We start from the raw sequence: 10,633 nt of genomic DNA on the forward strand, positions 1-10,633 counted from the left end.
AAAGCGCAGCGCATCTTTTAGCAACCGTTTCGGCATCTATTTTGAAAAGAAACGCAATAAAATATGTCGTCATGTATATTTCAGATTTCTTTCAATAATCCACCTGATATCCAGTACCGGTTTTTTTACTTTGCTTCCCCACTCCCAAATGTTTGGACATCACCTTAAAGACATCAGTATTCTGGATCACTCCGCAAAGATCCATGGAACCCGGCCCATACGCGCTCACTGTCACATCCTCGCCGGTATGCCCGGTGGATTTGATCCACTGAATTGCCACCGGTTTCCCGCCATCACTGTATGGGAAGCCGTCTTTTCCGAGAATATACCTGGGGAATCCGGATGCCACAATCGCGCTGTCGGGCTTGGAAAGATCATACATTCCGGCCAGATGCGGGCCGCCGCAGCCGTGATCGGGAACCACAATCAGCAAAGTGTTCTTATTCTTTTTCGCGAAATCCATCGCAACACCCACTGTTTTGTCGCAGGCTATCCCATCCCACAGGAATTCCTGTGTAAGGTGCGCATGAGCGGCGTGATCGATTCTCCCCGCTTCTACCATGAGGAAGAATCCCTTTTTATTTTTGGACAGGACTTCGAGAGCTTTGGTGGTCATTTCCCAAAGGCCGGGCTCTCCCGCCTTGTCCTTCGAACGGTTGTATTCATACTGCATATCGCCGGAGTTGAAAAGGCCTAGCAGCTTAGGGGTTTTTCCGGTGTCAACCGTATTGAATCCGACGCTGTTGTAAACATACGTATAACCATTTTTTTGCATTTCACGGATGATGTTACGGTTATCCTTGCGTTTGGAGGGTGCGCCTTCCTCATCGATGGCGCCGTTCGGAATCATATAGTCTCTCCCCCCCCCCATAACCACCTCGATGCCTTTTCCCACCAGGTCGGCGGCGATGAGCTCATACCAGTTTCGGTCGGAGCGGTGGGTATAAAATCCCCCCGGAGTGGCGTGTTGAATAAGGGTAGTGGTTATGAGACCGGTGGAGTAGCCCGCCTTTTCGGCAAGTTCGAGAATGCTCTCCACCGGACGCCCGGTCAGGGAATCGCCAAGAATGGTCGTGGCGTCTTTCCCCAATACCCCATTGACCGTTTTAATCCCGCAGGCATAAGCGGTCACCGCAGCCGCCGAATCGGTTATCAGCGCATCGGCGGAATAGGTACGGCAGCGTCCCTGGACGGGCAGCTTATCGACGTTGAGAAGGCTGTCCACACCCACTGTCATAGCCCGTATCGAGGCCCACATCGAGATGGAACAGCCGTCGGGGATGATCAGTATCACATTCTTCTCCGCCGCCGAAAATGAATAACTCCCCAAGAAAAGGGATATGATGATAATCAATGTTTTTGCAGTAAAGGACATTGTACCCTCCTGAAAATGGTTGAATTCATGTTTTGACCCGAATTATTCACAAACTAGCTATGACATTTTCTTAACTCTTTTTTAAACAGATACTTATTATTAATTTGGGAAGGCAGCCCCCTAAATCCCCCAAAGGGGGACTTTTCGTGGTAAAGATGAAAATGCGAAAGTGTAACTTTTTAAATAACCTATTAAGCCTTGTATTGCAGTCTTTTAAGTCCCCTTTTGGGGGATTTAGGGGGCTGTAGTTTTAACGCTCACAGAGCCTAAAATCCCTTTTACATGCATAATTCGGGTTAAAAACCTTAACAATAAAATATAAAGTATTTTCCCGCGAGGGGAAATGTGAAAGTTTTTTTTAGAAAAAACGTTTGCTTTCGGCTGAATCCATACTCTAATTATAGGTACAATTACGCCAGATGTATTCCCAACAGAGAAGGAGACTTTTTTATGAAACGACGCGAAGCGATTCGGCTGTTCCCGATTTCCCTGGCCGGGATGACAGGAATGGCGCAGCAAGTGTTCGGCGGGGAGATGAAAGAGAAAGAGGAACGGGAGAACAACGATGAACCGCTTGCCATGCAGTATTCAAAAAAAGTGAGGGAGCGCCTCACCTGGATCCGTCAGAATCAAACGGAAAATCTCATGGAGGCCGCGCATGCCATTGCCCGAACGGTCGAAAACGGCGGCCAGTGCTATCAGGTGAGTTGGGACGCCGGTCACACCGAGGCGGACTCCTGGCCGGGACGTAATGGCGAGCCGGAGATTTTTTCGACCGCTTTCGACATCAATAAAGCCAAAAAAGGGGACCTGCTCCTCACTTCCGGGCAGACTCCCTATACCGAGGAACTCGGGAAAAAGGGGATATTTCTCATCGGCTGCCCCAGCCCGTGGAGCGGGGATGCACGGTTCCCTGAGCTGCTACGGGATGATATAAAGAAGCTTGTCCTCAGGCCTTATGCGGATATCTACATCGAGAACCAGGCGACCACACTCGGCGGGGTGGTCAATGTTCCCGGAATGCCTGCGCCGATCGGTCCGGTTTCGGGAATTACGGGGAAAACGACCATCTGGATGATGCTCGCCGATGCCTGCCGCACACTCGCCCGAAAGGGACTAAGCCGCCCGGTCAAGGGCGACGAGCCGATACTAAAAGGAGGCGACAAGCCCGATTACCGGACTTTCGCAGGATGGGCGAAGCTCAACGATCCTCTCATGGACGACTATTTCAACGAGGTAATGAAACAGCTCGAGATGGTTTTTGCAGAGCTTGGCACTATCCGTAAGATTGCAAAAATAAGCGTCGATTCTGTCCTTAATGGCGGGAAGATTTACGGTTACAGCCTCCACAGTTCGATTGCCGGGGAGGCCAGCACTCGTCGCAGCGGGCTTTCCATAACCGAGGGCGTTTACGGCTCCACGATGGATACACCGGAAAAGCGGAAGAATTTCAGGGGAACATCCAAGGACTGCGTCATCATGGGAATCACGAAACCGGACGACCCCACTGACCTCGCGTTCCTCGATATGTTCCGGCAGCGCGGCATGAAGGTCGCCTCTCTCGGCCCGATGACCCGGAGCATTCAGGTTCCAAAGGGAAGAACCGTCCCGAAGGAGACCGATTTTCATGCCGGCCGTATGTGCGATACCTACGGACTTTTTGCGGTGCCGGGTTTTGAGCAGCGCATCTGCCCGACTTCAGGCGTCGTTCTCGACCATCTGTTCTGGTGTACGATGCTGGAAGTTGTCGAGCAATACATCGACCGTACCGGCGGAGATGTCCCGGGAGTGTACTATTCCGCCGCGCTGAAAGGCGGGATGGAGCATATGTACCGTATGCTCGAGGTATACCGCGACAGGGGGAAATGACTGCCCTCACCCCCTGCCCCCTCTCCCGTAAACGGGCGAGGGGGTAATGATTCATATGATTTTAAACAACCATAAAGAGAAAAATATCAATAATAGAATGAAGTTTCCTGCATAAGATTCATCACATATCAACTATCATAAACAGATTTTGTAAATGATCCGTCACAAAGGGAGGAAGTGTGGAATCACGGCGTGAATTCTTACAGAAAACAATAGCAGCTGGAATTGCCGGAATCGTTGCGTCCGGGGTAGCGCCTGCTTTTGCAAAAGAAAGAGTTGCAAAAGGCGGGATTACTTTGGAACAAGCCTGGAAAGTTCACCGTAAATGCCTCATCATCGATGGCCACCAGGATACATCGGTGAGACGGTTCGCCCGTAAAGAGAATCCAAAAAATTGGATGAAGCGCGATACATCCTACCATTCGGACATACCCCGGATGAAGGAAGGAGGGCAGCAATACGTCGGGTTCTTTCTCGTAGAGGATAGTACGGTCACCAACCTCTGGACCATTACCGAATTCATCCTGGAGCAGATCAATGCACATCCAGAGGACCTCATGCTGGTTCTTTCATCAAAGGATGCGGTTCGAGCCGGAAAGACGGGGAAGGTTGGTGTTTTAATGGAAATAGAAGGCCCGGCAAGATGGCTGAATGGAAATATAGATATCCTCCGGCTTTTATATCGCCTCGGGGTGCGCTCGGTGCATATCACCCACGGGGAAGGGGGGAGCGAACCGACCTTCCTGCAGGGCACTCGGAGTATCACAGGTCCCTGCACACCTGAAGATCGGGAGGCGCAGCGCAAAAACGCCGTCGGTCTGACTCCCTTCGGCCTGGAGGTACTGAAGACGAATATTGAACTAGGTATTATCACCGATCTGTCCCACACAAATGACAAAGCTTTTTTTGATGTCATTGAAAACTCCACGAAGCCGCCTATCATGAGCCACACGGCTGTCTTTTCACTCTGTCATCAATATCGGTGTCTGACGGACGATCAGATCAAGGCGCTTGCCGCAAGAGGCGGAGTAATGGGCATCGTTGTTCTTCCCGGGTTCATCGACACCGATCCCAAGAAAGCCACTATCGACCGCTTAATAGATCATATTCTATATGTGGCGGACCTGGTAGGCATCGAAACGGTTGGCTTCGGCTCCGATTATGACGGTTTTTCAGATATTCCGATAGTGCCCGATGTGTCGCAGCTTGTGAATCTCACTCGCGCCATGCTGGCTCGCGGCCTGACTGAGGAAGAGATAAGGAAATTCTGGGGTGGCAATTTCCTGCGGGTCCTCCGGAATACAATCGACAAGCCGGAGAAATAATCCCCTCACCCCCTACCCTTTCTAAAGTCTAAAGTATAGCTGTTTATTCAGGCTTTATCATTCCATTTTCTTTGCCGAAAAGCCTGGCATACATATCTATTTGACTGCCTGCGTCATAAAAGCCATAGGGAGAGCCGACAGCCCAATCTTCGGGAATCTCACTCAGCCGAACCATTTTCCCGCCTCGCTCCAGGTTTGAAAAAAAAGCGCCGGTAAACAGGGAACTCTTCTCCAGTATTTCTTCATGAGTCTGATACAGCCCCCCTTTCTCAAACATCCATTGAATACGATGGAGCATGGGAAGCCACATGAACTCATCGATGCCCCATTCATCCATGCTGTTGAAAACATAGTTCTGTTTCAGGGGCTGTATGGTTATTGCAAACCAGTGCGAGGATTCATTAGGCATCGGGCCCTCGTTGATTTTGCCGGTAAAGGGGCCCTTCCCACGGTCCTTATACGATACAACCGTTATGCCTCCGGCGCTCTTTCGCAAATCTTTGCAGGAAAGCGATACGGCTTCGATACCTCCGCCAATCGCGGCATAGGCCCCCCATACACCATGAAGGCCGTGAGAATAATAGTCAGAACAGGCATTCCACGCTTCATATCCTGTAATCTCATCTCTTTTAACCTTGGCGCGGATGGTATACATTTCTTGTATATGCTCATAGGATGATCCGGTCATAATGGGCGCGTTATATTTCTTCGCCAGATATATCATTTCTTTTGCTTTTTTTATGGAATCGGTGAAGGGTCTGTTGATGAATGCAGGAATTCCGGCTTCCAGGTAAGGCCGGGCGAGTTTATGGTTGTAAGCAACAGCGTTGAAATCATCGATCATTATACCATCAACCTTGTCAACCATGCCATCGAACTTATCTTCTACCTCGATGCCGAATTTTTTACCGAATTTCCCGGCAGCTTCCCGGTCGGCGCTCCATACTTTAGTATAGATCATTCCCAGCCTTCGTATTTCACCTTCCGTCGGGTTGAAGAATCTGCCCCATATACCATTCGAATGTCCTCCAGCCCCCAGGAGGAGACCCACCCGCAGGAGATCTTGAGATGCCGGGGATTTGCGCGTAAACATCACTTTCGCTCCGGCGGAAGATGCCGCGGCGGCAAGAGCCATTGAACCGCCGATTTTGAGAAACTTGCGTCTTGAATTTTTTGTGGTTTCAGACATAAAGGGCTCCTTCGTATGAAGACTCTGAAACAAGTTCAGGATGACACGTGTCTAGAATTTGTTCCTGCTTAAGCAAGGCATCGGCATCTATCTTTTTCATCATTAATCAAAGAATTCCTCGCGGTTTGCGCGAGGTAGAATCCCCCCTGTCCTTCGGACATCCCCCCTTGTTAAGGGGGGCAAAGGATAAGTGCTCTCACCAATCCCGCCGGTGTTAGAATGGTCTTTCGCTTTTGTCGCCCTCGTCTTCATAAGGGGGATGTCACCGAAGGTGACTGGGGGATTCTTCTTTAAAAAGAGACCTACCCCCGATATTTCTTCCACGATTCGATCAGCGCAAGTACTTTCTCCCATACCTGATCGGACGGATCGCGAACATTATCGACCGGCGAAAGGATAAAGCCTGCCGGTCCCAGTGTTTCGATTGCCTTGTTGACAGCTGTATCTATATCCTCTTTCGTACCGTTCTCGACGGTGATGAATCCATTGACGCCGCCCCATGTACTCATACGGCCCCGGAGTTGCTCGCCCATCCGCACAAGATCGGTGCCTTTGCCCTGGACAGGATCGGGACCGATAAGGACATCGATACCAAGATCGATGAGCATATCATGCAGCGGCATGGAACCGCTGGTGAGAATATATCCGTATTTTACACCGGCTTCATGGGCCATACAAACTTCCTCTCGGATAACCGGGAAAAAGAACCGCCGATAGAGTCCCGGAGACCAGAAGTCCGTGCCCTCATACCACGCACGGCGGATGAACAGATCGATGCCGTAGTCCAGGTATGCCTGCATGCGCGGCCTGTTCCATGCGTCGATGATGCTCAGCAGTTCCCCCAGGAAGGATGGTTCGTCGATCGCCATCATGACAGCATTCTCAAGCCCGCAGAACCAGGCCAGCGCATCGCCGCCCACTCCCCAGCCACCGGCAAGAAGGAGACCATGCTTTCCGGACAATTCTTTTCCTTTGTTCCAGGTTTCGCGACAGATATTGAGATCATCCTTTGTCGGAGGCGCAAGAAGATGGCGCAGGGATGCGAGATCATTTCCTGTTTCGATAAGGTGTTTTGTACATCGCGGCGCCAGGTAGTCATCCATGAACGGAACGTGAAAATCGCCCCTGGCGGCGTCACCATAAGGCCAGTCGTCCGTCTGGTCAACCGCGACGGACAGCGTCCCGGAAGGAGTGATATATTCTTTATGCAGTACCGGATAACGGTGGTCATACGGGGTCTCTGCCCATTGTCGCATTGTTACTCGTTCATCGAACCGCACCGGAAAACCCGGGGCATCCGAATGCCCGATCGTATCGATATGCGGAGCAAAAGAGCGCAGGTCTACGACCGTATCAAGGCCCAGCTCGATTTGCGCCTCGATGAATGCAGTTTGATCGCTGCCTTTTCCCTCCCTTCCGAGCCGTTCCTCGAGCGCAGTGAAGATCATGAACGCCAGGGGAACATGATCGGGTTTCTCGCCATTCAGAGCTGCAAGCATCCGTTCACGGGAAGACATTTCATCAGCCATTTGTGTTTTTTCTTATAGAGACAGAATCAGGAAATAAAGTTATCCGGTTATATCGTTAAGTAAGCTAAGGTGATCATCCGATAAGGTTAATCCCCCCTACCCCCCTTATTAAGGGGGGAAAGAGAATATTTTTTCTGGCAGTATGTAAACATTTATTAGGATTTGAGAGAACCGTCTCCCTAAATTCCCCCCTTAATAAGGGGGGATGCCGAAGGCAGGGGGATCTTTAAAGACACATGAACACTCAATTTCTCTTATCTACTTTATGTTGTTGACTTAACTGCATAACCGTATAAAGTTATTATCATGTACCCTTATTACCTCATTTTCTTTTCTTTGATACTTTGCAGCTTTGTCACTTTGTCACTGTTTTCTTTCAGCCGATAACCCTGCCGAGAATCCATATAGTATTTTTGAATACCACTTCTCCCCCGGAGTCTCTCGGACACCAGGGCGCATTTCCGGAAACCAGCTTCCACTCGATATCCTGTGAATATACTGCCGCCGGAATCTGCAAAAAAATAAACATCATTCCAAGAACCAAAAATCGACGCTCTCTCATATATTCTCCTTTCCCCCAATACGGTTCACTTTAAGGAAAAAGTACAAGATTTTTAAACCACGAACCACACGAAAGGCACAAAAAATGATTTTATCAAAAAGAAAATTTCGTGATTTTCGTGATTTTCGTGGTTAAATGAACTGTATTGTCCTTTCCCCGATGTATTTTGCCCGGAATTATGAAAAAAAAGGATTTCAGTAAAACTTGCCAACCCATATTATAAAGAATGTAAAAAGGAGAATGTGCTATTATTAAGTTATATTGCTCTATTTATTATGAATAGAAAAAAGGAGCGATTCGCTCCCCTTTACAGGGCGATTATAGAATAATTTAATGAATTATATGAAAAATGATAAAATAAACTTGACAAAGTTCTGTAAAAATAGTACTGTATTACAAAATGAGTTTTTTAATTATAATTTTTCGTTAGGAGAGTTTATTTTCTCTCCCCTGCTATTTTTAACATTTTATTGTTTTGAACGAAAAGAAAGGAGGCAAAATCAGAAAAAAGAAACGCTTATGAAGTAATGATGAATTCAAGTTACCAAAAGGAGAAGGATCATGAGGAAGATAGTACTTTTAGCAGCAATTTTCTCGATTTTTGCAGCAACAGCTTTTTCGGCACCTTTTGCCCCGACCGTATTGAAGCTGACCGCGGCTCCGACCATCGCGTACAAATTTGACGGGTCGTCGCTTTCTATTCCTGTGACGGTTGCCGGGGTACCGGCGGACGTCAGCTTCATGGTTTTCACAAAAGGTAAAGCCGCTTCGATTTCCAAAATAACGAACGGATATCTTGGCTGGCACTATGTCAACAACATTGATACCTGCCTTTACCTGTCTGCTACGAATGCATTGGTAGTAGGCAGCAACACCATCTCTTGGAACGGCAAGAACAAAGCCGGTACTGCTGTCGCCAAAACCGATCTCACCTATTACTTGTTCGGGTATGACAACAAGAGTCCCAAAGTCAAGATGACCGCTCAACTGGGTCCCAATCCCTGGGGCTACAGGACCATTCTGGAAAAAGATTCCAAGGGTGTTGCTCTGGCCAAACCTATTATGTATATGAGCGACGCCGCCCGTGGAATTGCCGCCACTGCTTTCAAGCATACTCTTAAAAAATGGATTGTCGGAAACGATCCTGAAGATGCCACTCTCGTAGAGACCACCACTAACATGGGATGGACTGATGTCGGCGGCATAGCTTTCCTGCCCACCGATCAGACCAAGTATTTCCATGACACGCTCCAGGGCCCCAATACTAAGAAGGTTACCAGAGCATGGTCCTGGGTTCCCAACGGCGATTCGGTTCTGAGGACCGACTGGGGTACCAATGGAGAATACATCTACTCCGTGGCGTCTCCGGCTGGCTGGAATTTCGGCCCCGGCGTAGTCAGCGATGGAGGAAGTAACCTCTTACTGTCCAACGCCGATATAAGCAACAACGGCAAGGAATCCAAGCTGATCATTATCGACGCATCAGACGGTTCGGATATCAAGAAACTTGATCTCGCCAAATGGTGGGTTAACCTCCTAGAAGGCGGTGAGACAGTCGGCGGACAGTATACCGGCGGCCCCACAGAGCTCAGCGTCAGAAACGGATTGGTAGCTCTCGGCTCTCACTCCACCTGCGTCAACTCTCTTGTGGATCCCAGCAAGGACACCGTTGATACTGCTGTGCTCTGGGTAAACCGGAACGGCGACATTATCGGCGACCACAACTGGGAAACCACCACCAAAAAACCGTGGGTGTGCAACGACTACAATGTCGGTCCCTACAAGTATACCACTTCCATGGACAATCAGGGCTTCGTGGTTTTCCCGGCCTTTGACATGGGCGCGGTATCGTTCGGTCTATATGCTCCGGACGGCACCGGCATTGCCTACAAGGCCTATGCCGGCGAAACCGCCGCCCAGAAGTACGGCCTCGATTTCATCGATTACGCCTCGCCGTATGACGGCATCTATGCCGGTGCGGTCGGTGTCTTAAACCCTGATGGTAAAACTTTCGCGATTGCGGGCGGATTCTATTTTACCGGTCATGATTCCGTCAAGGGTGTGATACAGAGCGGAGTCGGTGTGGACGAAGCCGCTCCTGCTTCTTTCGCGGTGTCGCAGAACACTCCGAACCCCTTCAACCCCACCACCTCGATCAGCTTCACTCTGGCCAAGGCCGGAAAAGTCACGGTCGATATCTACAATGCGGCGGGACAGAAGGTTGACACCGTGGTGAACACTACCATCAGTGCTGGTAATCATTCAATTACCTGGAATGCCTCCAGGTTCTCTGCTGGGGTGTACTTCTACACTGTAAAGTCCGGAGACTTCTCCAAAACGATGAAGATGACTCTCCTCAAGTAACAGCATTTAAAAAAACATCAAAAAAAGGCTTGGAAACCAACCAAGCCTTTTTTATTTTTGGTTCTTCTCCCCAAAAGAATAATTTATAGGGTAAGCGCCATCGTCAAGTCAAATAATGTATGAAATTTGAGAAGAAGTGAGAAGATGAGTATCGGATTTATATGTATTCTTATATGTTTCTTGGAGTCAGTGTCTTTTGCTTGCGCCGACCCTCCCGAATATTTTGCTATGAAAGCGGGATGCAAGATGGTAATGGACGGAATTCTTGACGAGGTGGCGTGGCAGAAATCCCATTCGGTAGGCCCTTTTGTTTTCAAATGGTACAAGTCCGGCGAACAAGAGCAAACCGAGGCTAAAATCGTCTGGGATGAAGAGCGCATCTATTTCGGATTCAAATGTGATGACAAGTACATTTCAGCA

General features: G+C 49.1%; 7 protein-coding genes. 3 read left to right on the forward strand and 4 right to left on the reverse strand.

Translation table 11 applies throughout. The features are described 5' to 3' along the window. Positions 1–91 precede the first annotated feature (91 nt). Positions 92–1,375 (reverse strand): alkaline phosphatase, encoded by a 1,284-nt coding sequence (locus tag Q8O92_05765; protein MDP2982818.1) that lies wholly within the window; start codon positions 1,373–1,375, stop codon positions 92–94. A 450-nt stretch (positions 1,376–1,825) separates the two neighbouring features. On the opposite strand from Q8O92_05765, the gene Q8O92_05770 reads away from it, so the two are divergent. Next, positions 1,826–3,244 carry a hypothetical protein gene (locus Q8O92_05770; GenBank protein MDP2982819.1) on the forward strand — a complete coding sequence of 473 codons (1,419 nt, stop codon included), beginning with the start codon at positions 1,826–1,828 and terminating at the stop codon, positions 3,242–3,244. 179 nt (positions 3,245–3,423) lie between these two features. Beyond that, on the forward strand, positions 3,424–4,569 hold the full coding sequence (locus tag Q8O92_05775; protein MDP2982820.1) for a dipeptidase: 1,146 nt from the start codon (positions 3,424–3,426) through the stop codon (positions 4,567–4,569). 43 nt (positions 4,570–4,612) lie between these two features. Here Q8O92_05775 and Q8O92_05780 read toward each other — a convergent pair whose 3' ends face one another. The 3 genes from Q8O92_05780 to Q8O92_05790 form a co-directional block, all read right to left on the reverse strand. Continuing rightward, complete coding sequence (locus tag Q8O92_05780) at positions 4,613–5,758, reverse strand: Gfo/Idh/MocA family oxidoreductase (GenBank protein MDP2982821.1); 1,146 nt, start codon at positions 5,756–5,758, stop codon at positions 4,613–4,615. A 302-nt stretch (positions 5,759–6,060) separates the two neighbouring features. Beyond that, complete coding sequence (locus Q8O92_05785) at positions 6,061–7,287, reverse strand: hypothetical protein (GenBank protein MDP2982822.1); 1,227 nt, start codon at positions 7,285–7,287, stop codon at positions 6,061–6,063. A gap of 376 nt (positions 7,288–7,663) precedes the next feature. Beyond that, positions 7,664–7,849, reverse strand: coding sequence for a hypothetical protein (locus tag Q8O92_05790; GenBank protein ID MDP2982823.1), 186 nt, complete (start codon positions 7,847–7,849; stop codon positions 7,664–7,666). 561 nt (positions 7,850–8,410) lie between these two features. Here Q8O92_05790 and Q8O92_05795 point away from each other — a divergent pair. Beyond that, positions 8,411–10,213, forward strand: a complete 1,803-nt coding sequence (locus Q8O92_05795; GenBank protein ID MDP2982824.1) for a FlgD immunoglobulin-like domain containing protein — start codon at positions 8,411–8,413, stop codon at positions 10,211–10,213. Positions 10,214–10,633: the final 420 nt, after the last annotated feature.

The sequence above is a fragment of the Candidatus Latescibacter sp. genome (assembly GCA_030692375.1).
Lineage (GTDB): Bacteria > Latescibacterota > Latescibacteria > Latescibacterales > Latescibacteraceae > JAUYCD01.

Excerpts from the sequence above, each read along its gene's own strand:
- Q8O92_05765 (MDP2982818.1), bottom strand. The coding sequence starts at position 1,375 with ATGTCCTTTACTGCAAAAACATTGATTATCATCATATCCCTTTTCTTG.
- Q8O92_05785 (MDP2982822.1), bottom strand. The coding sequence starts at position 7,287 with ATGGCTGATGAAATGTCTTCCCGTGAACGGATGCTTGCAGCTCTGAAT.
- Q8O92_05790 (MDP2982823.1), bottom strand. The coding sequence starts at position 7,849 with ATGAGAGAGCGTCGATTTTTGGTTCTTGGAATGATGTTTATTTTTTTG.
- Q8O92_05795 (MDP2982824.1), top strand. The coding sequence starts at position 8,411 with ATGAGGAAGATAGTACTTTTAGCAGCAATTTTCTCGATTTTTGCAGCA.
- Q8O92_05770 (MDP2982819.1), top strand. The coding sequence starts at position 1,826 with ATGAAACGACGCGAAGCGATTCGGCTGTTCCCGATTTCCCTGGCCGGG.
- Q8O92_05780 (MDP2982821.1), bottom strand. The coding sequence starts at position 5,758 with ATGTCTGAAACCACAAAAAATTCAAGACGCAAGTTTCTCAAAATCGGC.